Below are 20,744 nucleotides of genomic sequence, written 5' to 3'. Positions count from 1 at the left end.
GGCGCTGCGCGCCTCGCAATGACGAGGGGCTCACGCCCGCTTCCTTGCCGGGGCGGGCTTTTTGGCCGGTGCTTTCTTGGCCGCCGGCTTGGCCGCCGCTTTCTTGGCGCCGGCGCCGCGCTCGCCGGTTTCGAGGCTTTTCTTGAGCGCAGCCATCAGGTCGACGACGTTCGACCCCTTGCTCGGCCCGTCGTCCGAGCGGTCCTGGATGATACGCTTGCCCTTCTTCCTGATCTTCTCGTCGATCAGCGCCTTCAGAGCGTCGATATAGCGGTTCTCGAACTCGCTTGCGTCGAACTCGCCGGTCTTCTTGGCGATCAGCGTCTCGGCCATGTCGAGCAAATCGGTGTCGGGCTTCACGTCGCCGATTTCGCGGAAATAGGACGAGGCGCGGTGAACCTCGTCGGCGTAGCGCAAGGTCTCGAGCACCATGCCCTTGCCGCACGGCTTCAGGCTGACGACATATTCCTGGCCGCGCATGGCGAGCTGGCCGATGCCGACCTTTTTGGTGCGCTTGAGCGCGTCCCGAACGACGACGAACGCCTCCTCGGCGAGGTCGTCGGCGGGGACGACGTAATAGGGCTTGTCGAAGTAGATTGGGTCGATGTCGGACAAGTCGACGAACTGGGTAAGCTCGAGGGTCTTGCGGCTCTCGAGCTTGACCTTCTCGATCTCCTCGGGGTCGAGCAGGACATATTCGCCCTTCTCGACCTCATAGCCCTTGAGGATCTCGTCGCGGTCGACCGGGCCGATGCCGGGCACGACCTTTTCATATTTGACGCGCTGGCCGGACGGCTCGTGGACCTGGTGGAAGGCGATCGACTTGCCGGCCTTGGTCGCGGGGTAGATCTCGACCGGAATCGAGACCAAAGCCAGCTTGATATGGCCGCGCCAGGTGGGACGTGCCGGCATGAATTGGACCCCTCAGCATTGATACGGAGCCGATTCAATTCGCCGGTCGCGGAGTCGTTCCGCCGGGAGGGCATTGACCGGGAGCGCTATTCGCGATTTATTCCGGCTTCGGGGATGGACGGCAGCTAATGCGCGGCCGGAGCGGGAGAAATCGCGATGTTCGTGACGGCGTTGATGTTCCAGATCATGATCGGCAATTCGGGACCGCTCAAGCCGCCGCGCGACAGCGGCATCCGGATCATGAGCAACCAGAGCCTGCTCGACCTGCAGGCATGTACCATCCGCCAGATGGCGCGCGACGGGACGGTGGTGCTGGTGCCGGTGCCGAACGGCGTGGCGATCGACTACACGCGGCCCAACGGGACCGGCAAGGCGCAGGCGGCGCGCTTCTCGCTGCATGTCCGCGACCTTGGCCAGCAGCGCGAGATCTCGGCCTATTACCGCCATCCGTTCTCGCGCAAGTCGGCGTGGCAGCACACCAAGATCATCGGCAAGCGGTGCTTCCCGGGCGAGCTCAACGGAACCAACGAAGCGCCGCAGGCCGAGAAGAAGCGCAAGAAGCTGTTCGGGATCTTCTAGCGGCTTGACCGGCCCGGCGGCCGGTGCCAGTCAGCCGCGCCGGAAGCCGATCGGCGCCCGAGCGGGTGTAGCTCAATGGTAGAGCAGAAGCCTTCCAAGCTTACGACGAGGGTTCGATTCCCTTCACCCGCTCCATTCTCAGCTGTTGGCTGAGAATGGAAGCGCCGGACCGTAGCGCAGGGGTGACCGGCTCGACTGCCGCGCACTCCCCAAGCCTCCCGGTTGACACCGCCCCGGCCCGCCGCCATTTGGCCCGCCTGCCGACATCTGGACAGGTGGCCGAGTGGTTAAAGGCAGCAGACTGTAAATCTGCCCGCGCAAGCGTACGCTGGTTCGAATCCAGCCCTGTCCACCACCCGCCCGGGCGAATGGCGACCCCGATTAACTAATCATTTAAGCCATTCAGGCGGCAGGCTTTGCGCTAAACGGGCGAAAGGCTTACAAGGCGCGCGATGCTGCTCGACATCGGACATCGGCTGGACGTGGGGAATGGCGGCGTGACTAGCGAGTGCGACCCGGCGCCCGAGGGGGATGCGGAAGCGCGGATCGCGCGCCTCAGCCGGGGGCAGCTCGACTGCCTGCTGCTGGTCGACCAGCACCTTAATTCGAAGGAGATTGCGGTCGAGCTCGGCATCTCGCCGCACACCGTCGAACAGCGCATCCGCCAGTCGCTGCAAATCCTCGGCGTCGAGCGGCGCAACCAGGCGGCGCGGCTGGTCGCCCGCCACCGCGCGCCATATCAGCGCTTGATACATCAATCGCCGCACATTGAGCCACGCCGCCCCGCCGACCAATCGGAAGGGGCGGTCGGTTTTCAGATTCGGCACGCTGACCGTGCAGGGAAGGCTGGCGATGCCGGGGTCGAAACCGAGCAGATCCGGGTGCTTTCCGGTCCTTCCCTGCCTCTGCCGTTCGCAACGAGGAGTCAGCCCAGGAACGAGATGAGCGCCGGTTTCCGGCTGGTCTGGATTTTCCTCATCGCGATTGGCGCAACCTTCTCGGCCGGCATGTATCTCGCCGGCCTGGAAAGCCTGATGAGGATGCTCGGCCGCTAGGTCGCCCGGTCTTCCAATCGATCCTCCGGCATCCCGAAATTCCGCTTGCTGGCGCAGGCGGCAAGGAGAGGTCATGCGCAAAGTTGAGATCGAACACGCCGCCCACGAAATCGCCACCCAGGTGCGCGCCGTCGAGGACATCATCGACCAAGCGATCGCCGAGATCGCCGAACTGCAGGTGCGGATGGTAAGCGTGCGCAACGTCGCCCCGGTCGGGGTCGCCGCCGGCCAGCCGGCCTTCGAGCAATTGGGCGGCGCGGTGCAGGCGCTGATCGCGGCGCGCGGCGGAGTGGCCAATTGCCACGGCGCATTGGTCGAGGCCAAGCAGTTCGTGCCGGGCCTGCGCACCACCGGCTTCGGCGATGTCGGCGAATGCCCGCCGAAGGTCGCCCACGCCGACCTGCGCGTCGTCGCCTAGGCCAAGTGCGTGCCGGGCGGTGGTTGCCGCCGCCCGGCGCCGCAGTAGAAACCAGCCCAGTGGCCCCGAAACTGTTCTTCCTGCTCTTGATCCTGGTCGCGGCCTACGCCTTCTGGCGCGGCAGCCGCGACGAGCGGATCGTCGCCGCGGTGTGCGTCGGCGGGGCCGCGGCCAGCCTGATGGTGCTGAGCCCGCTCGCCATTCGCTGGCAATCGCTCGAGCTCGGCACATTGCTGGTCGACCTCGCGGTGCTCGCCGGGTTCGTCACCGTGGCGATGAGGTCGCAGCGCTTCTGGCCGCTGTGGGTCGCGGGCCTGCAGCTGACCACCACCATCGGCCATGTGCTAAAGGGCGTGGACCCGAACCTGCTGCCGCAGGCCTATGGCGCGGCGCTGCAATTCTGGAGCTACCCGATCCTGCTGATTCTCGCCGTCGGCACGTGGCGCAGCTACGGCCGGCGCAAGGCCGAGCGGCACGTCGCGCTGCCGGCCTGAGCCGCGGGGCCTAGGAACCGCCGCGCCGCGCTGGTAGGCGCGCCCGGCAATGTCCGCCGCGCCCCCTGCCCGCGCCCTGCTCGACGCGCTCGACGAACCGGCGCTGATCGTCGCCGCCGGCCGGATTGAGGCTGCGAACCGCGCCGCGCTGGCGATGTTGGGACCGGGCATCGTCGGCCGCGACCACCGAATCGGCCTCAGGCACCCGCAGCTGCTTGCGACGATTGCCGCCGGCAAGCGCGCCGACGTGGCAATCGTCGGGGTCGGCGGGCCAGAGCGGCCGTGGCTGGTGGCGGTGCGCCCGCTCGGCCAGCGCGGCGGCTGCCTAATCCGCTTCATCGACCGCGCCGAGGCGCTTGCGGCGGAGCGCATGCGGGTCGATTTCGTTGCCAACGCAAGCCACGAGCTGCGCACCCCGCTGGCGACCATCTCGGGCTATGCCGAGACGCTTGCCGAGCCCGAAATCCCGGACCAGCTGCGGCGCAACTTCGCCACCACCATCGCCGGCGAGGCGGCGCGGATGCTGCGCATCATCGAGGATTTGATGAGCCTGTCGCGGATCGAAGCGAGCCGCTTCGTCGCCCCGGGCGACCGCTGCAATCTGGTCAGCCTGGCGCGGCAGGCGGAGGCCCAGGTCGGGCCGCTGGCCGAGCGGCGCAATTGCCCGGTCGAAACCGACCTTCCGGCCGAGCCGGTGACTGTCGCGGCCGATTGCGGGCAGATGCTTCAGGTGATCGACAATCTGCTGTCCAACGCCATCCGCTACGGCGGCAGCGGCGTGCGGCTGACCGTCGCGACCGAACGCGGCCGGCCGTTCGTCCGGGTCAGCGACAGCGGGCCGGGGATCGCGCCGCTGCACCTGCCGCGGCTGACCGAGCGCTTCTACCGAATCGACGACGCGCGCAGCCGCGGATCGGGCGGAACCGGCCTGGGCCTGGCGATCGTCAAGCATATCGTCGAGCGCCATCGCGGCACGCTCGATATCCGTTCGCGCCCCGGCGAGGGGACCAGCGTGACGGTGGCCCTGCCGGCGGCGGATTTGTCATGAGACTGCAACATAAGTCCCGCAAGGCCGCGCCGAAGCCGGGCGACCGGCCCAACACGGCCCGCTGGGCCCGGGGAGTAGCGACATGAAGAAGATGATGGTTGCGCTGCCGATGGCGGCGCTGGTCACGGCCTGTGGCGGTGGCGGCGGAAGCGAATCGGGCGGCAAGGGCAGCGAAATCCGAATCGTCGGATCGTCGACCGTCTATCCGTTCACGACCGCCGTCGCCGAGGAATTCCAGCGCGCCAACGCGGGATCGTCGGTGATCGTCGAATCGACCGGCACCGGCGCCGGAATCAAGCTGTTCTGCGGCGGCGTGGGCGAGCAATTCCCCGACGCGGTCAATGCCTCGCGCCCGATGAAAGCGGCCGAATATGCCGATTGCGAGAAGAACGGCGCCAAGAACATCATCGAGCTTCCGGTCGGGATCGACGGGCTGACGCTGATCGAGGCCAAGGGCCAGAAGCCGATGAACCTCACCGTCGCGCAAATCTACCAGGCGCTCGCCGCGACCCCGTTCGGCAAGCCGCAGACCGCGCAGACCTGGGCCGACATCGACCCGTCGCTGCCGGCCACCAAGATCCGCGTGCTCGGCCCGCCGCCGACCTCGGGCACCCGCGACAGCCTGGCCGAGCTGATCCTCGAGAAGGGCTGCGACAGCGACCCGGCGATGAAGGCGCTCAAGGAGAAGGACAAGGACGCCCACAAGACCACCTGCACCAAGGTGCGTGAGGACGGCGCCTATGTCGAAGCCGGCGAGAACGACAATCTGCTGGTACAGAAGGTCAGCGCCGCTCCCGGAACGCTCGGCGTGCTCGGCTACAGCTTCCTCGAGGAGAACCTCGACAAGGTGATGCCGGTGACGATCGCCGGGATCGCGCCGACCGAGGCGACGATCAGCGATCTGAGCTACCCCGGAGCGCGCAAGCTGTTCGTCTATTTCAAAGGCGAGCACATGACCGCCAAGCCGGCGATTAAGCAGTTCATCGCCGCCTTCGCCAAGGCGTGGGGACCGGGCGGAATGCTGTCCGGCCGCGGCCTGGTGCCGCTCGGCGCGGCCGACCTCGGCGCCGCCAACGCCCAGGCGACGGCGCTCAAGCCGCTCGACAAAGCGTCCCTGAAGTAAGCGCAGGCGGCGAGCGCCATGTCCTTCCTGACCGCGCTCGCCGCCGTCCTGCTGCTGGCCGCGGCCGCCGGCTGGTTTGCCTTCACCCGCGCCCGTGCGCTGCGCGGCGGCGGCAAGCGGCTGCACAGCCTGCCGGTCTATCACGGCATCCACGCGGGCCTGTGGACGGCGCTTCCGGCACTGCTGTTCCTGCTCGCCTGGCAACCGGTGCAGAGCGGGCTGGTCGACCAGGCGGTGCTCGCCAGCCCGGCCGGCCAGGCGCTGCCCGACTTCGAAATGCAGCGCGACTCAATCCTCAGCGAGGCGCGCGAGATCGCGTCCGGCCAGCGCGAGGCGGGATTCAATCCCGAATCCGCCGCGCTTGCCCCGTTGTTCAAGGAAGCGAACGCGCGCTACGCCTGGTCGGGCACGCTCGTCGCCCTGTTCGTCGCGCTGGTCGGGGCGTTCCTCGCGCTTCGCCGCCAGGGGGTCGATTTCCGCGCGCGGCTGTCGGTCGAGCGCTGGGTCATGGTGCTGCTGGTCGGCGCCTCACTGATCGCCATCCTGACCACGCTCGGGATCGTCCTGTCGCTTCTGTTCGAAAGCCTGATGTTCTTCACCAAGGTGAACGTCGGCGAATTCCTGTTCGGCACGACGTGGAGCCCGCAGATGGCGATCCGCGCCGACCAGGCCGGATCTTCGGGCGCGTTCGGATCGGTGCCGCTGTTCTGGGGGACGATCTTCATCGGCGCGATCATCGCCATGATCGTTGCCATCCCGCTCGGCCTGATGAGCGCGATCTTCCTGACGCAATATGCGCCGCAGCGGCTGCGCGCGTGGCTCAAGCCGATCCTCGAGATCCTCGCCGGCGTGCCGACCGTGGTCTACGGCTATTTCGCCGCGCTGACGGTAGCGCCGATGGTGCGCGACCTGGGCCTCGCCATCGGAGTCGGCTCGGCGAGCAGCGAGAGCGCGCTCGCCGCGGGCCTGGTGATGGGCATCATGATCATCCCGTTCGTCAGCTCGATGGCCGACGACAGCATCGCCGCCGTTCCGCAGGCGATGCGTGACGGCAGCCTGGCGCTCGGCGCGACCCGGTCGGAGACGATCAAGCGGGTCGTGCTTCCCGCCGCTCTGCCCGGCGTGGTCGGCGGAATCCTGCTGGCGGTGAGCCGGGCGATCGGCGAGACGATGATCGTGGTGATGGCCGCCGGGCTTGCCGCCAATCTGACGCTCAACCCGTTCGAGAGCGTGACCACCGTCACCACCCAGATCGTGCAATTGCTGACCGGCGACCAGGAGTTCGACAGCGCCAAGACGCTCGCCGCCTTCGCGCTCGGCCTGCTGCTGTTCATCATCACGCTGATCCTCAACCTCATCGCGCTTCACGTCGTGCGCAGATACCGGGAAGCTTATGAGTAGCGTCATCCAGTCGCGCTGGACCGACGGGTCGATGCACAAGCATCTGAAGGGCCGCTACGCCGCCGAGCGCCGCTTCCGCGCGTTCGGCTTCCTCGCCGTGGCGCTGTCGGTCGCGTTCCTTGCGTTCCTGCTGGTGACGATGCTGGCCAAGGGCGTCGGCGGGCTCGACATGGCGTTCCTGACCGGAAGCGATTCGACCGAAGCCGAGCGGGCCGGCGTGTGGGGCGCGCTCAAGGGCAGCTTCCTGACCATCGTCGTGACCATGGCGCTGGCCTTCCCGATCGGCGTGCTGGCCGCGCTCTACCTCGAGGAATTCGCGCCGCGGAACCGCTGGACCGACCTCATCGAGGTTAGCATCAACAATCTCGCCGCGGTGCCGTCGATCATCTTCGGGCTGCTTGGCCTCGCGGTGTTCCTGAACTTCATGCATCTGCCGCGCTCCGCGCCGCTGGTCGGCGGACTGACCCTGGCGCTGATGACCATGCCGGTGATCGTCATCGCCGGCCGCAACGCGATCCAGGCGGTGCCGCCGTCGATCCGCGACGCGGCGCTGGGAGTGGGCGCGTCGAAGATGCAGGTGGTGTTCCACCATGTCCTGCCGCTGGCGCTGCCGGGGGTTCTGACCGGCACGATCATCGGCATGGCACGCGCGCTGGGCGAGACCGCGCCGCTCTTGATGATCGGCATGCGCGCCTTCATCGTCACGCCGCCGCAGGGCTTCACCGAGCCGGCAAGCGTGCTTCCGGTGCAGATCTTCCTGTGGTCGGACGAGGTCGACGGCGCCTTCGTCGAGAAGACCAGCGCGGCGATCATCGTCCTGTTGCTGTTCATGCTAGCGATGAACGGGCTGGCGATCTTTTTGCGCAACAAATTCGAACGCCGCTGGTAGGCCCATGATCATGACCAAAGAAAAGCAGCCGATCGTCACCAACTCGAGCGTCCCCTTCCCGTCGACCGCGATCGCGGCCGAGGCGGCCCGGGACGAGGGGGCGGTGAACAATGCGGCCGACCGCGACGTCGTGCCCGAGCCGCAATCGGCGCCGGCGATCGACACCGGAAGCGCGCTTCCCGACGAAGACCCGGCGGACCTGCGCGACAGCAACCGGGCGCCGAAGATGACGGCGCGCGGGATCGACGTGTTCTACGGCGACAAGCAGGCGATCAAGGGCGTCGACATCGACATCCACGACGACAAGGTCACCGCCTTCATCGGCCCGTCGGGGTGCGGCAAGTCGACCTTCCTGCGCTGCCTCAACCGGATGAACGACACCATCCCGGGGGCGCGGGTGACGGGCGACATCACGCTCGACGGCGAGGACGTCTATTCGCCGGCGATGGACGTGGTCCAGCTGCGCGCGCGGGTCGGGATGGTGTTCCAGAAGCCCAACCCGTTCCCCAAGTCGATCTACGAGAATGTCGCCTACGGGCCGCGCATCCATGGCCTCGCTAGCGGCAAGACCGAGATGGACGCGATGGTCGAGAATGCGCTGAAGCGCGCCGGCTTGTGGGACGAGGTCAAGGACCGGCTTCAGGAGAGCGGCACGGCGCTGTCGGGCGGGCAGCAGCAGCGGCTGTGCATCGCGCGCGCGATCGCCGTCGACCCCGAGGTGATCCTGATGGACGAGCCGTGCTCGGCGCTCGACCCGATCGCCACCGCGCGGATCGAGGAGCTGATCCACGAACTGCGTGGGCGTTATGCGATCGCCATCGTCACCCACAACATGCAGCAGGCGGCGCGGGTCAGCCAGCGCACCGCCTTCTTCCACCTTGGCGAGCTGATCGAATACGGCCGCACCAAGGACATCTTCACCAATCCGCGCGAGCAGCGCACCCAAGACTATATCACCGGCCGCTATGGCTGATCGGAGCAGACCCATGGCCACCACCGGACATACGCTCAAAGCGTTCGACGAGGATCTCGACCGGCTGCGCGCGCTGATCAGCCAGATGGGCGGAATGGCGGAATATGCCATCCGCGAATCGATGCGCTGCCTGGTCGAGCGCGACGTCGACGGCGCCTCGGCGATCGTCGAGGACGACAAGAAGATCGACGCGCTCGAGATCGAGACCGAAAAGCGCGCGGTGCAGCTGATCGCGTTGCGCGCGCCGATGGCGGCGGATTTGCGCGACATCGTCGCCGCGCTGAAGATCTCGAGCGTGGTCGAGCGGATCGGCGACTATGCCAAGAACATCGCCCGGCGGGTGCCGCTGCTCGACAATCTCGGCAACGTCGAGCCCTTGTCGCTGATGCCGGAGATGGCGCGGATCGCGACCGAGATGGTGCACAATGTGCTGGTCGCGTTCGTCGAGCGCGACGCCGAGGCGGCGATCCGGGTGATCGAGCGCGACCGCGCGGTCGACGACTTCTACAACAGCATCTTCCGCACCCTGCTGACGTTCATGATGGAGAACCCGCAGAACATCGGCCAGTCGACCCACCTGCTGTTCGTCGCCAAGAACATCGAGCGGGTCGGCGACCATTCGACCAACATCGCGGAAATGGTGTTCTACGCCGCGACCGGCCAATATTACGGCGACCGCACCAAGGGCGCGGACCCACTGGGCCAGGGGTAGGACGATGGCCGAGCGGCGCCTGCTGCTGGTCGAGGACGACGCCGCGCTGGCCGAGCTGGTCCGCTTCCACTTCGAGCGCGACGGCTGGTCGGTCGAGCAGACCGGCGACGGTGAGGAGGCGCTGGTGCTGGCGGCCGAGGCGCGGCCCGACCTGGTGGTGCTCGACTGGATGATAGAGGGGGTGAGCGGGATCGAGGTGTGCCGCCGACTGCGCCGCCGCGAGGCGACCCGGGACGTGCCGATCATCATGCTTACCGCGCGCGGGCAGGAGGAGGACCGGATCCGCGGGCTCGAGACCGGCGCCGACGATTACCTCACCAAGCCTTTCTCGCCCAAGGAATTGCTGGCCCGCGCGGCGGCGGTGCTGCGCCGCGCCCAGCCCAGCCTGGTCGGCGACCGGCTGGTCCACGGCGGGCTGGAGATGGACCTGGGCGCGCACCGCGTTCGGCGCGACGGCCAGGCGGTCCACCTCGGGCCGACCGAATATCGCCTGCTGCGCCATTTCCTCGAGCGGCCCGGCCGGGTGCTGTCGCGCCAGCAATTGCTCGAGGCGGTGTGGCCGCACAGCGAGGACATCGAATTGAGGACAGTCGACGTCCACATCCGCCGGCTTCGGCTGGCGCTGGGCGAACCGGACCCGATCCGGACGGTCCGCTCGGCCGGTTATTCGCTCGACGCCGAGGGCCTTGCCTAAGCGCCTGGGCCGCCGCATGGGCCGCTGATGGCCCGGAAGAACAAGAGCCGCGGGGGGCACAACCCCAATCGCCCCCGATTGTGGGGCAAGCATGCGGTCGCCGCAGCGCTCGACAATCCCGAGCGGCGGGTGCTGAAGGCGTGGGCGACGCGCGACGCGGCCGGATTTATGCAATTCCCGCCCGGGCTGCCGCTGGTCATCGCCGAGGCGCCCGACCTGGGGCGGATGGTGCCGGCCGACGCGCCGCACCAGGGCGTGGTGATCGAGGTCGAGCCGCTCGAGGATCTATGGCTCGGCGACGTGCTCGCCGAGGCACCCGAACGCGCCGTGCTGCTGGTTCTCGACCAGGTCACCGACCCGCACAATGTCGGCGCGATCCTGCGCTCGGCGGCGGCGTTTGGGGCAATCGGGATCGTCACCCAGGACCGCCATTCGCCGCCCGAGAGCGGGGCGCTGGCCAAGGCCGCATCGGGCGCGCTCGAGCGCATGCCGTGGGTGCGCGTGGTCAACCTCGCCCGGGCGCTGGAGGAGATCGCCGAGGCCGGCTTCTGGCGGATCGGCCTGGCCGGCGAGGCCAAGGACGACCTCAAGACCGCGCTCGGCCCGCCGCGGGTCGCCCTGGTGCTCGGCGCGGAAGGACCGGGCATGCGCAGCAACACCCGCGAGCATTGCGACGCACTGGCGCGGCTGCCGATCGGCGGCGGGATGGAGAGTCTCAACGTGTCCAACGCCGCGGCGGTCGCGCTCTACGCGGCCAGCATCGCCTGATGGTGCGCACCGCCGCATCGATCCGCGCCGCGGTCGATGAACTGGCGCGGCGCGAGCGGGCGTTCGCCGGGGTGGTCGAGCGGCTCGGCCATCCCGAGCCGCGGGTCAGCGAGACCGGCGCGCAGACATTGCTGCGGACGATCGTCGGCCAGCAGGTCAGCGTCGCCGCGGCGCGATCGATGTGGGGCAAGCTCACCGCCCGCTACGGCGACCCGGTCGACCTGGCGGCGCTGATCGACGCCGACGACACGGATTTGCGCGAGGCCGGCCTGTCGCGGCAGAAGGCGGGCTATGCGCGCAGCCTCGCCGGGCTGGTGCGATCGGGCGAGCTCGACCTCGCCGAGCTCCCGGCCGACGACGAGGAGGCGATCGCCCATCTCACCCGGATCAAGGGCATCGGCCGGTGGTCGGCGGAGATCTATTTGCTGTTCGCGGAAGGTCGGCCCGACGCCTTTCCGGCCGGCGACCTGGCGGTGCAGATCGAGCTCGGCCGGCTGCTCGGCCTCGCCGAACGGCCGTCGGAACAGGCAATGCGCGAGCGGGCCGAGGCGTGGCGCCCGCATCGCGGAGCGGCCGCGATCCTCGCCTGGCACAGCTATAATTCGGTCGGCACCGCGCTTTAGCGGCGAAGGCCCTTTTCGTAGCGGCGGGCGCCGAGCCCGGCCCACGAGCGCGCACCCTGGTCGACGCGCAGCGGAGCGAGCCGCTCGGCCTCCTCCTGGCCCTTGCCGACGAGGAAGCTGGCGCCGGTCTGGCCCTCGCCGCTCGACCAGCGGTAGCGGGTCGAGACCGCGACCATCGGCATGAACAATTTGCGCCCCTCGACCTCATATTCGTGGATCATGTCGCGCGGGATGCGGACCGCGGTGCGCAGCGGCACGCGGGCGAGCGGGGCGATGACCGGGATGGTGTCGTTGCCGCTCTTGGGCTGCTGGTAGAAATCGCTGAGCTCGGAATCCTGGCGCGCGCCGGCATTGAGCAGCCGCGCTTCGATCGACACGTCGCGCGCCGGGGCGGTGCCGTTGTTGACGAGGGTGACGTTGAAGGCGATCGCCGCGCCCTTGTCGTCGACCAGTGCGCGGTCCGGCACGAGCTCGACGTCGATCCACGGCCTGAGCCCGCTGGCGACGATCCCGACCGGCTTGGTCGGAGCGGCGGTGACCGGACGCGACGAGACCGGTGCGTCGGGCTTCGGACCGCTCGGGGCGGGGGCCGGCGGCGGGGTGGCGGCGCGCGGTGCGGGCGCAGGAGCTGGCGCTGGCCTTGCCGCGGGGGCGGGCGGCGGCGCTGGTTCGAGCGAGTCGAGCGGGCTTGCGGTGCGCGCGGCACGATAGCCACCGGCCAGCGCCGGAGCGTCGCGCCGCGAGCGCAGGAACCAATAGACCGCACCGGCACCGGCAGCCACGAGCAAGGCAGCAAGCCACATCAGCAGCGACGAGCCCTCCCCTTGCGGCGCAGCGTCGGTGACCAGCGCCGGGCGCGGCGGGGCGGGCGGCGGAGCGGTCGCGGCGGTCGGCTGGTCCGGCTGCGGGCGGGTCGGCGGACGGCTCAGCAAATCCTCGGCGGGGCGCGTCGGAGCCGGCCGGTCCTGCACCTCCGCAGGGGCCGACGGGCGCGGGTCCGGGCGCGGAGCCTGTGCCGTTTCGCGCGGACGCTCGGGAGTGGTCGCGACCGGTTGCGGAGCCGGGCTCGGCGCCTGCTCGGCGGGCCGGGTGACCCGCCCGTCGAGGCTGAAATTCTCGAGCTCGCGCGGGCCGACGGTCTCGGCCGGCGGCGGCGCTGCGGCCTGGCTATTGTCCTGGGCGAGCGCCGGCGCCGCGGCCAATGCCACGCCCGCCATCACCAATCGCAACGCATTCAAAACCGTCAACATCCTGCCCTTCGCGGCCCAAGGCGCGGCTAATGACGCCCCGCGCCTGCGAGTTCAAGCACGGGCCGGGCTAGCGCGCGTCGATCAGCACCAGCTCGGCCGCGGCATCCCCCGCCGTCACGTCGATCCGCGACTCGCCGCCGATCGCGACTCCGTCGCGCGCTCCGGCGGCGACGCCGTTGACCGTGACCGGCGCGCTGGCGACCAGATAGAGGTGCCGCTTCGGATCGCAATCGAGCGCGATGGTCTCGCCCGGGCGCAGCGTTGCGCCGAGCAGCCTTGCGTCGGCGTGAATGGTCGGGGTGCCGTCGTCCGGATCGCCGCTGGCGAGGGTGACGAAGCGTCCGTCGCGCGCATCCTTGGGGAAGGGCATCGCCGCCCAGCCCGGAGCGGCGCCCGGACGGTCGCTTTCGATCCAGATCTGGAACAGCGTCGTTTCCTCGTCCTCGAGGTTGAACTCGCTGTGGACGACCCCGGTGCCGGCGCTCATCACCTGGACGTCGCCGGCGGCGGTGCGGCCCTCGTTGCCGAGCGAATCGCGGTGGCTGATCGCGCCCGAGCGGACGTAGGTGATGATCTCCATGTCGCGGTGCGGGTGGGGCGGAAAGCCGCTTTTCGCCGCGATCCTATCGTCGTTCCACACGCGGATTCGGCCCCAGCCCATGCGGTCGGGATCGTGATAGCTGGCGAAGCTGAAATGGTGGCGGGCGTCGAGCCAGCCATGGTCGGCGTGGCCGAGCGAGGCGAAGGAGCGGATGCTGATCATGCCGCCAAGATGGCGGCGGCCGGGCCACGCTTTCAAGTGTCAGCGCTGTAACCTGAGCTCGGCGGCATAATGCGCGGCCTTGTCGGCGTAATGGAGGGCCGACAGCTCGAGCCCGGCGAGCTCGCCGGCGGTGAGCGGCCGGATGGCGCGCGCCGGGGAGCCGACGATCAGCATGCCGGGTTCGAAGTTCTTGCCCTCGGTGACCAGCGCCCCGGCGCCGACCAGGCAGCGCGCACCGATCACCGCGCCGTTGAGGATCTTGGCGCCCATGCCGACCAGCGCGCCGTCGTGCACCGTGCAGCCGTGGAGGATCGCCTGGTGGCCGACGGTGACGTTGGCGCCGACGGTGAGCGGGAAGCCGGGATCGCTGTGGCCGATGGCCCCGTCCTGGATGTTGCTTCCGGCGCCGATGAGGATCGGGGTGTTGTCGGCGCGGATCACCGCCCCGAACCACACGCTCGCCCGCGCGCCGAGGCGGACGTCGCCGATGAGGTCGGCGCTCGGCGCGGCCCAGGCGCCTTCGCCAAAGGTGGGCGCGGCGCCGTCGATCGCGAAACATGCCATTATGGCGCTTTACCCGCGCCAGAGCGGCACGTCATCCGCGGCGCCATCTTTACCATTCGTTAGCCAGGCCGAAGCACAATCGCGGGCGATGAGCGTTCGCCGCCTCCTCGTCCTGCTGTGCGTTGCCGCCGCGGCCATGCCGCTGCCGGCGGCGAGCATCGGCGATTCGGCGTTCGCCGAGCGTATCCTCGCGCTGCACAATCGCGAGCGGGCCGCGGTCGGCGCGCCGCCGCTGCAATGGGACCCGCTGCTGGCCGAATCCGCCGCGTCCTACGGGCCGACGCTGATGAGCCTCGGCCGGCTGGTCCATTCGCCGCGTGCGACCCGCCCGGGCCAGCGCGAGAACCTCGCCATGGCCTCGACCGGCTATCTGAGCGACCAGCAATTGGCCGGAATGTGGGTGGCGGAGAAGCACCATTTCGCGCCCGGACTGTTTCCACACGTCAGCCGCACCGGCAATTGGGAGGACGTCGCCCACTATACCCAGATGGTGTGGAAGGGCACGACCCATGTCGGCTGCGCGCTCTATCGCGGTGGCGGCAACGATTACCTGATCTGCCGCTACTCGCCCCCCGGCAACGCCGACGGCAAGCCGGTTTACTAGGGAAGTCCGTCGGGCCGGGAGCGATCGCCGCGCCATGGCGCGGTCCGTGGTGCCAGGAGAGGACTAACATCTGGACCCTAGCGTACTGATTTGATTGTATTCTCCTGATTCGGTCGAGAGAGTGGCCCCCAAAATGGCCCCCAGAGCCATATTCATGCAAATTTCGAACGTTCATTTAAAGCTAAGGCTGGTATTGAAGCTGTCAATGACGCAGCCTGATTAGCCTCGCCTAATAGACTTCGACAGTCTGTGGCCTGCCACTCCGTATCGGCGCCAGCGTAATTTCATTGGATAAGCGTGTCATCCATCAGCTTACAGTCCGACCACCGAGACTTGACGTTGAAGCAGTTGGATTGACGCCAAAGTCGCACGGAGATCATGCCATGAGCCAGACGGACGGACCCTTGCCAGCCCACCCGGGATCACTTCTCCGAGCAACGCTCAAAGACCTCGATTGTCCGAAAGCGGTAGCAGCTCGGCTCCTCAAGATTTCTCGCCAAACGCTCTATGAAATTATCGGAGAGAAGCAGGCGATTACGCCCAGCGTAGCGCTAAGAGTGGCTAAACTGACAGGGACAAGACCCCAGATGTGGCTAGATATGCAGCAGGTGCATGATTTGGCACTTGCCCGGACCCAAAGCCGCAATTTGCTCAAAAATGTGCCCCAACTTGAAGAACGTTGGTGAAAATGATGTTTTTTTGGGAAGGGGCGCAGGACACTCTCGGTGGGCCGCGAGTTCTAGGTTTAAAACACCCGATTTGCGCCCTTCGCGGTCATTCAGAGCCAAAAATTGCTTTTCGGAAAGCAGACATTCGATCCCGATGCTGCGGAAAGGGGTTTGAACCAACCGGAGGTCCAGTTCCACGCAAACTGGCACAAGATTCGATTTCCGGTCTGAAGAATAAGCGAGTTTCGCAAGCCCCGCCGTCCCATCAAAGATGTTTTAGAGACCGCGTTGCACGCCGCGACGAAGCAAAGGGAAGGCAGAATCATTATTCGAGGCTAGGAATTGCGATGTATCCATGTTCGCAATATCATCAGCGCGCCGGCAGCTGCGCTGCAAACAGCCAAAACTGGCCAATCAGATGAGAGAATCGCAGCCGAAATCAACAGTGCTGCCGGTATCACGCCTGGATTGCTCGCTGGCTTTTTTTCAAAGGCCCGCGAAAGGATTTGAAGATCGGTCGCGGAAATGGTCACGGGTATTTTTCCAGTGCGAGCGAATTTATCGATTTGCCCGATGATTTCCGGAGTGCTCAGCGTTGCACGCGCTAAGGCCACTCCGATCTTCTTTGCTTCCTTCTTGAGCGTGATAAGGCTCGTTCGTTCGGCGATCAGCTCTCGTGCGACCGGCGCCAGTTCATCAGCGATATTGAACGCCGGGTCCAGTCGACGAACGAACCCTTCGGCGGTCAATAACGTTCGTAGTACGAGAGCAAGATCTGGCGGCAATGCCAGCTGAAACTCCCGCAGCAGACGGAAGACCTGCTCGAAGATTTTGGAAAGATCGACGTTCGAGAGCACAACATCCTTGAAGCTATCGATCAATTCGCCCAGCGCGAACTCCAGCCGGTCCCGATCCACTTCAGGATCCCCCGCCCAGATCATCAGGATGTCTGCTACCCCGGCAACATCGTCGGACGCGATAGAAAGGGCGAGCTGGACCAGTTGATCACGCCGCCGCGGCAAAAGCGTACCAACCGCGCCAAAATCGATGAAACCAAGCGACCCGTCTTGCAGCAAAATCACATTGCCCGGATGCGGGTCGGCATGGAACTGCCCGTGGAAGATGATCGACCGCAAGATCGCCTGTGCGTAAGTGCGCGCTACGGCCTGTAAATCGACCCCGGCCTCACGCGCACGATCAAGATCTGTCGCAGGCGTACCGATCAATCGCTGCTGGACGTTGACGCGCCTTCCACTCAACTCCCATTCAAAAGAAGCCGTACGGACGCCTAAGGGGGCGAGAAATGCGCCAATGGAATCGCTTGATCGCCCTTCGGCCGACAGGTCCATTTCGCGGTCCAGGCTCTCAGCGAATTGACTGAGTAGTTCATCGGGCTTGAGCCTGGCGAGTTCGGGGATGCGGTTTGCGGCCGTTCGGGCAAACCTGCGCAACAGCCGGAGGTCGGCGTCGACGATCGCGCCGATGCCGGGACGGCGAATTTTGACGATGACCGATCGCCCGTCGAGCATCGTCGCGGCATGAACCTGTGCGATTGACGCGGCGGCAAGCGGCTCCCGGTCGAAGCTCGAGAAGTAGCTGTCCAGATCACCGCCGATCGCATCCTCAACCGCCGGAGCGATCTCCTCAAAGGGAACGGCCGGAACGCGGTCCTGCAAGGTTGACAGGGCGTTGATCCACTGAGGGCCGAGCAAATCGCTGCGCATGGCGAGGATTTGTCCAAACTTGACGCCAACCGGTCCGATATCCCTGAGCAGCGCGACGACCGCATCGGGGCGGGCATCGACGAACTGCCCATCGTCTGGTGAGCCAAAACCTAGTTTTGCGCTCAGACCGCGCATCCCGTGCCGCCCGAGAAGTGTGACGAGCTGCGCGAAGCGATCACGCTCCCGCATGCGTTCTGCTTCTTGCCGTCGAGAGCCGGTTGAAGGATTCCGGCTCACTTCGAGGCAGGTTCAATCAGGTCGACCGCCGCTTCGACCTTGGTCAGCATATCAGCAAATTTATTGAGCTCGTCCTCCGACAGTGCGCCCATGGTCCGCGAAAGTATCGCTTCGTAGAGCGGCTGGGCCCGCCCGAGCATGGCTCGACCCTCTGCCGTCAGCTCGAGAAGTTTGGTGCGGCGGTCGCCGGGAACCGGCATACGCCGTAAGTGTCCGGCAGCTTCGAGAGCGTCAATCGCCTGCGTCACGGTGCGGGGCGCCTGGCCGAAGAATGACGCAATGTCCGTTGAGCGCTTCGGGCCATCTTCGAGGAATGCAAGGAGACGGATCTTGGCCAGCGAAGCGCCGTGTCGAGAAAGGTTGCGGTCGATGAGGCGCTGCAGGCGCAGATAAACCCAAGCGAACTGTTTCGAAACGGAAATTAGTTTGTGAGGTTCCATATCATATGCTCTTGCTTCATTTGCGAGGATGGGGCAAGCGGCCCTTTTTCTGCAGAAACCTGCGACTCCCAATCCTTCCGAGAACGAATGATGGCCACACAAGTGATGGATGCGAACGAAAATTCTGCCGCCGGGTCTGAGCGCAAGTCTCCGCTGCGCTCGAGAAATGTCCGGATCGCGCTGCTGGTTGTGGCTTTGGCAGCCATCGCTTTCGGAATCTGGTGGTATCTCGACTACGAATCTCGCGGAAAGTATCTGCAAAGCACCAACGATGCGTTTGTTCAGGCGGATTCGGTCGTCGTCGCTCCCAAGATAGGTGGCTATATCGATCGCGTCTTTGTCGACGAGAACCAGACCGTCCGCGCCGGCCAGCCCCTCGCGCTGCTCGATGCGCGCGATTACCGGGCCCAGTCGTCGCAGATCCAGGCCCAAATCGAAGCGTCGCGCGCGACCGCTGACACTGTTCGCGCTCAGGTTGGGGAGCAGCAGGCAGCCTTGTCTCAGGCGCAGGCGCAGTTGAATGCAGCGCAATCGGACGTCGCCTTCGCGAGCGAACAGGTCGCGCGCTTCGAGCCGTTGGCTCGGACCGGCGCGGAGTCGCGCGAGCGGCTTAGCCAGCTGCGAAATCAGCTCCGGCAGGCCCAGGCGCAGGCAGCGACGCGCCGGGCGGCTGTTTTGGCGGCGCAACGCCGCTTCGGCACGCTCGACGCCCAGATCGAGCAGGCGCTCTCGCAGGCCCGGGCGGGCGAGGCGCAGCTGAGGGCCGCCGATGTCAATGTGCAGAGTACGACGATCCGGGCCAGCATCGCCGGCCGGGTCGGGGACCTGGCTGTGCGCGTGGGTCAATTTGTTCAGCCAGGCACGCGGCTGATGACCTTGGTGCCGGTCGACAAAATCTACGTCGAAGCCAACTTCAAGGAGACGCAGGTCGGGCTCATGCGGGTCGGGCAGCCGGTGACCATCAAGGTCGATGCCCTTCCAGGCATTGAGCTGACCGGAAAAATTGCAAGCTTCGCGCCGGGAACGGGGGCTCAGTTCTCAATTCTCCCGCCGCAAAACGCGACCGGCAACTTCACCAAGATCGTGCAGCGGATCCCGGTTCGGGTGGCCATCGACGCCTCGCCTGAAGTCCGGCGGCTGCTGGCGCCCGGCATGTCGGTGCACGTCACTGCCGATACTCGTTCGGCTCGCGGCGAGTTGGATCGGATCCGTAAGGCGCAAGAAGCGAGAAGGTAAGCGAAGTTGGCGGCCTCCATCCCCATCGGCAAGACTGCAGCTCGGGAGGAACGGGCTGATCTAAGCGCTTGGTTGGCAGTGGCAGCTGGCAGCCTAGGTGCCTTGCTTGCTACGCTCGACGTCTCGATCGTCAACTCAGCCTTGCCGACCATCCAGGGTGAGATCGGCGCGACAGGCACCGAAGGCACCTGGATCGCGACCTCGTTCCTCGTTGCCGAAATCATTATTATCCCGCTCAGCGCGTGGCTGGAGCGCTTGCTCGGACTGCGAACGCTGCTGTTCGTCGCGGTGACACTGTTCACCGGTTTTTCAATCCTGTGCGGAGTCGCGGACGATCTCACCACGATGATCATCGGCCGTGCAGGGCAAGGCATCACCGCCGGCGCCTTGATCCCCACCGCCATGACGATCGTTGCGACCCGACTCCCGCCCCATCAGCAACCGATCGGCATGGCGCTGTTCGGCGTGACCGTCATCTTGGGGCCTGTCCTGGGTCCGCTGATCGGGGGCTGGCTGACGGAAAATCTCAGCTGGCATTACGCATTCTTTGTCAACGTTCCGGTGTGCATCGTTTTGCTTCTGCTGTTGTGGCTTGGCCTCCCCCATCAACGTCCGGACTGGAGTTATGTGCGCGAGGGCGACTGGTTTGGCATAGCCGGGCTCATTCTGGGTCTGGGTGGCCTCACCGTCGTGCTAGAGGAAGGCCATCGCGAAGAATGGTTTGAATCGCCTCTCATCATTCAATTGACGCTGATGACGCTCGTCGGATTCGCGCTTCTGCTGGTTGGCCAGAAATATGCGCGACGACCGGTCCTCAAGCTCAGTCTCATCTTCACCAGGCAATTCGGCAGTATCGTGATCATGGCGCTGGTGGTCGGCATGGCGCTCTACGGCACCATCTACGTCATCCCGCAATTCCTTGCCCTCATCTCCGACTACAACGCCCTACAGACCGGGTACGTAATCGCGCTGATGGGCTTGCCGGCGCTGTTCCTGATGCCGATCGTGCCTTTCCTCATCACCCGGATCGATATTCGGCTCGCGGTGGGCAGTGGTTTGCTGCTGATGGCGATCAGCTGCTGGATCACCACCAATCTGACGACCGAGGCCGGCGGCGGCGCATTCACGGCCGGTCAGATCCTGCGCGGAGTCGGCATGATCTTCACCATGCTGTTTCTCAATCAGGGGGCGATCGCGGCGGTGTCGAAGGAAGATGCCGGGGACGCATCGGGCATCTTCAACGCCGCCCGAAACCTTGGCGGTTCCTTTGCGCTGGCAGCGCTTGCGACCATTCAGGATCAGCGTCTCTGGCATCATAGCCGCCGGATGGAGGAATCTCTCTCCGCCAACAGCTGGTCCGTGCAGGACTATCTGACGGGTATTCAGGCCGGTCTCGGCAGTGCCGAAGCCGCTATTCGGACACTCGCGGGTTCCATCCAGCAGCAGGCCTTCGTCATGACCTACAATGACATATTTTTTGTCATGACCGTCGTCATCGTCCTGTCCATTCCACTCGTCCTTTTCCTGCGTCCGCTGCCCAAGGGCATGTCGCTTTCCATGCACTGAGGT

The 20,744-nt window shown here is 66.3% G+C and carries 24 protein-coding genes and 2 tRNA genes; 19 read left to right on the top strand and 7 right to left on the bottom strand.

Going from position 1 to position 20,744, the window contains the following annotated elements:
* Positions 1 to 30: 30 nt before the first annotated feature.
* Positions 31 to 912: a non-homologous end joining protein Ku gene (ku, locus tag D0Z60_RS00930; protein WP_118856185.1), complete on the bottom strand. Its 882-nt coding sequence runs from the start codon at positions 910 to 912 to the stop codon at positions 31 to 33.
* Between the two features lie 156 nt (positions 913 to 1,068).
* On the opposite strand from ku, the gene D0Z60_RS00925 reads away from it, so the two are divergent.
* The 15 genes from D0Z60_RS00925 to D0Z60_RS00855 all read left to right on the top strand — a co-directional run bounded on the left by D0Z60_RS00925 (position 1,069) and on the right by D0Z60_RS00855 (position 11,689).
* Positions 1,069 to 1,491 (top strand): hypothetical protein, encoded by a 423-nt coding sequence (locus tag D0Z60_RS00925; protein ID WP_118856184.1) that lies wholly within the window; start codon positions 1,069 to 1,071, stop codon positions 1,489 to 1,491.
* 61 nt (positions 1,492 to 1,552) lie between these two features.
* A tRNA-Gly gene (locus tag D0Z60_RS00920) sits at positions 1,553 to 1,626 on the top strand.
* Positions 1,627 to 1,760: 134 nt separating this feature from the next.
* A tRNA-Tyr gene (locus D0Z60_RS00915) sits at positions 1,761 to 1,846 on the top strand.
* Positions 1,847 to 1,943: 97 nt separating this feature from the next.
* Complete coding sequence (locus tag D0Z60_RS00910) at positions 1,944 to 2,546, top strand: response regulator transcription factor (protein ID WP_118856183.1); 603 nt, start codon at positions 1,944 to 1,946, stop codon at positions 2,544 to 2,546.
* A gap of 73 nt (positions 2,547 to 2,619) precedes the next feature.
* Positions 2,620 to 2,964 carry a hypothetical protein gene (locus tag D0Z60_RS00905; protein ID WP_118856182.1) on the top strand — a complete coding sequence of 115 codons (345 nt, stop codon included), beginning with the start codon at positions 2,620 to 2,622 and terminating at the stop codon, positions 2,962 to 2,964.
* Between the two features lie 59 nt (positions 2,965 to 3,023).
* On the top strand, positions 3,024 to 3,458 hold the full coding sequence (locus tag D0Z60_RS00900; protein ID WP_118856180.1) for a hypothetical protein: 435 nt from the start codon (positions 3,024 to 3,026) through the stop codon (positions 3,456 to 3,458).
* 49 nt (positions 3,459 to 3,507) lie between these two features.
* Positions 3,508 to 4,506, top strand: a complete 999-nt coding sequence (locus D0Z60_RS00895; protein ID WP_118856178.1) for a sensor histidine kinase — start codon at positions 3,508 to 3,510, stop codon at positions 4,504 to 4,506.
* 82 nt (positions 4,507 to 4,588) lie between these two features.
* A complete protein-coding gene (locus D0Z60_RS00890) occupies positions 4,589 to 5,629 on the top strand; it encodes a substrate-binding domain-containing protein (protein WP_118856176.1) in 1,041 nt (346 codons plus the stop codon).
* Between the two features lie 18 nt (positions 5,630 to 5,647).
* Positions 5,648 to 7,030 carry a phosphate ABC transporter permease subunit PstC gene (gene pstC / locus D0Z60_RS00885; RefSeq protein ID WP_118856174.1) on the top strand — a complete coding sequence of 461 codons (1,383 nt, stop codon included), beginning with the start codon at positions 5,648 to 5,650 and terminating at the stop codon, positions 7,028 to 7,030.
* Positions 7,023 to 7,919, top strand: coding sequence for a phosphate ABC transporter permease PstA (gene pstA / locus D0Z60_RS00880; RefSeq protein WP_118856172.1), 897 nt, complete (start codon positions 7,023 to 7,025; stop codon positions 7,917 to 7,919). Before pstC ends, pstA begins: the two co-directional genes overlap by 8 nt.
* Positions 7,920 to 8,145: 226 nt before the next feature.
* Positions 8,146 to 8,892 carry a phosphate ABC transporter ATP-binding protein PstB gene (gene pstB, locus D0Z60_RS00875; RefSeq protein ID WP_240325637.1) on the top strand — a complete coding sequence of 249 codons (747 nt, stop codon included), beginning with the start codon at positions 8,146 to 8,148 and terminating at the stop codon, positions 8,890 to 8,892.
* Positions 8,893 to 8,905: 13 nt separating this feature from the next.
* Positions 8,906 to 9,604 carry a phosphate signaling complex protein PhoU gene (gene phoU, locus D0Z60_RS00870; protein ID WP_118856170.1) on the top strand — a complete coding sequence of 233 codons (699 nt, stop codon included), beginning with the start codon at positions 8,906 to 8,908 and terminating at the stop codon, positions 9,602 to 9,604.
* A gap of 4 nt (positions 9,605 to 9,608) precedes the next feature.
* Positions 9,609 to 10,298 carry a phosphate regulon transcriptional regulator PhoB gene (gene phoB, locus D0Z60_RS00865; RefSeq protein ID WP_118856168.1) on the top strand — a complete coding sequence of 230 codons (690 nt, stop codon included), beginning with the start codon at positions 9,609 to 9,611 and terminating at the stop codon, positions 10,296 to 10,298.
* A 27-nt stretch (positions 10,299 to 10,325) separates the two neighbouring features.
* Positions 10,326 to 11,066 (top strand): 23S rRNA (guanosine(2251)-2'-O)-methyltransferase RlmB, encoded by a 741-nt coding sequence (gene rlmB / locus D0Z60_RS00860; protein ID WP_118856166.1) that lies wholly within the window; start codon positions 10,326 to 10,328, stop codon positions 11,064 to 11,066.
* Complete coding sequence (locus D0Z60_RS00855; protein WP_118856164.1) at positions 11,066 to 11,689, top strand: DNA-3-methyladenine glycosylase family protein; 624 nt, start codon at positions 11,066 to 11,068, stop codon at positions 11,687 to 11,689. The genes rlmB and D0Z60_RS00855 overlap by 1 nt, the downstream gene beginning before the upstream one ends.
* Here D0Z60_RS00855 and D0Z60_RS11555 read toward each other — a convergent pair.
* The 3 genes from D0Z60_RS11555 to D0Z60_RS00835 all read right to left on the bottom strand — a co-directional run bounded on the left by D0Z60_RS11555 (position 11,686) and on the right by D0Z60_RS00835 (position 14,266).
* Entirely contained in the window at positions 11,686 to 12,939 is a 1,254-nt protein-coding gene (locus D0Z60_RS11555) for a hypothetical protein (RefSeq protein ID WP_162888017.1), read from the bottom strand. The genes D0Z60_RS00855 and D0Z60_RS11555 overlap by 4 nt on opposite strands.
* A 67-nt stretch (positions 12,940 to 13,006) precedes the next feature.
* On the bottom strand, positions 13,007 to 13,702 hold the full coding sequence (locus tag D0Z60_RS00840; RefSeq protein ID WP_118856160.1) for a pirin family protein: 696 nt from the start codon (positions 13,700 to 13,702) through the stop codon (positions 13,007 to 13,009).
* Positions 13,703 to 13,741: 39 nt separating this feature from the next.
* Complete coding sequence (locus tag D0Z60_RS00835) at positions 13,742 to 14,266, bottom strand: gamma carbonic anhydrase family protein (protein WP_118856156.1); 525 nt, start codon at positions 14,264 to 14,266, stop codon at positions 13,742 to 13,744.
* An 88-nt stretch (positions 14,267 to 14,354) separates the two neighbouring features.
* Here D0Z60_RS00835 and D0Z60_RS00830 point away from each other — a divergent pair, with 88 nt between their 5' ends.
* Together D0Z60_RS00830 and D0Z60_RS00825 are read left to right on the top strand one after the other, a co-directional pair.
* The gene (locus D0Z60_RS00830; RefSeq protein WP_162888016.1) at positions 14,355 to 14,870 is read left to right on the top strand and encodes a CAP domain-containing protein; all 516 of its coding nucleotides are present in this window, start codon (positions 14,355 to 14,357) and stop codon (positions 14,868 to 14,870) included.
* Between the two features lie 383 nt (positions 14,871 to 15,253).
* The gene (locus D0Z60_RS00825) at positions 15,254 to 15,556 is read left to right on the top strand and encodes a HigA family addiction module antitoxin (protein WP_118856153.1); all 303 of its coding nucleotides are present in this window, start codon (positions 15,254 to 15,256) and stop codon (positions 15,554 to 15,556) included.
* On the opposite strand, the gene D0Z60_RS11550 is transcribed toward D0Z60_RS00825, so the two are convergent.
* The 3 genes from D0Z60_RS11550 to D0Z60_RS00815 all read right to left on the bottom strand — a co-directional run bounded on the left by D0Z60_RS11550 (position 15,464) and on the right by D0Z60_RS00815 (position 17,939).
* Positions 15,464 to 15,736: a hypothetical protein gene (locus D0Z60_RS11550; RefSeq protein WP_162887997.1), complete on the bottom strand. Its 273-nt coding sequence runs from the start codon at positions 15,734 to 15,736 to the stop codon at positions 15,464 to 15,466. The two genes, D0Z60_RS00825 and D0Z60_RS11550, sit on opposite strands and share 93 nt — an antisense overlap.
* A 137-nt stretch (positions 15,737 to 15,873) precedes the next feature.
* The gene (locus tag D0Z60_RS00820) at positions 15,874 to 17,451 is read right to left on the bottom strand and encodes an ABC1 kinase family protein (protein WP_118856151.1); all 1,578 of its coding nucleotides are present in this window, start codon (positions 17,449 to 17,451) and stop codon (positions 15,874 to 15,876) included.
* 44 nt (positions 17,452 to 17,495) lie between these two features.
* Positions 17,496 to 17,939, bottom strand: a complete 444-nt coding sequence (locus D0Z60_RS00815) for a MarR family winged helix-turn-helix transcriptional regulator (protein WP_118856149.1) — start codon at positions 17,937 to 17,939, stop codon at positions 17,496 to 17,498.
* Between the two features lie 105 nt (positions 17,940 to 18,044).
* Between D0Z60_RS00815 and D0Z60_RS00810 the strand changes: the two genes are divergently transcribed.
* Positions 18,045 to 19,175 carry an HlyD family secretion protein gene (locus D0Z60_RS00810; protein ID WP_240325491.1) on the top strand — a complete coding sequence of 377 codons (1,131 nt, stop codon included), beginning with the start codon at positions 18,045 to 18,047 and terminating at the stop codon, positions 19,173 to 19,175.
* Between the two features lie 18 nt (positions 19,176 to 19,193).
* On the top strand, positions 19,194 to 20,741 hold the full coding sequence (locus D0Z60_RS00805) for an MDR family MFS transporter (RefSeq protein WP_240325636.1): 1,548 nt from the start codon (positions 19,194 to 19,196) through the stop codon (positions 20,739 to 20,741).
* The last annotated feature ends 3 nt before the right edge of the window (positions 20,742 to 20,744 follow it).

Source organism: Sphingomonas mesophila, from assembly GCF_003499275.1.
Classification (GTDB): Bacteria; Pseudomonadota; Alphaproteobacteria; order Sphingomonadales; family Sphingomonadaceae; genus Sphingomicrobium; species Sphingomicrobium mesophilum.
The sequence above is the reverse complement of the archived record's forward strand: the minus strand, read 5'-3'. Positions and strand labels throughout refer to the sequence as shown.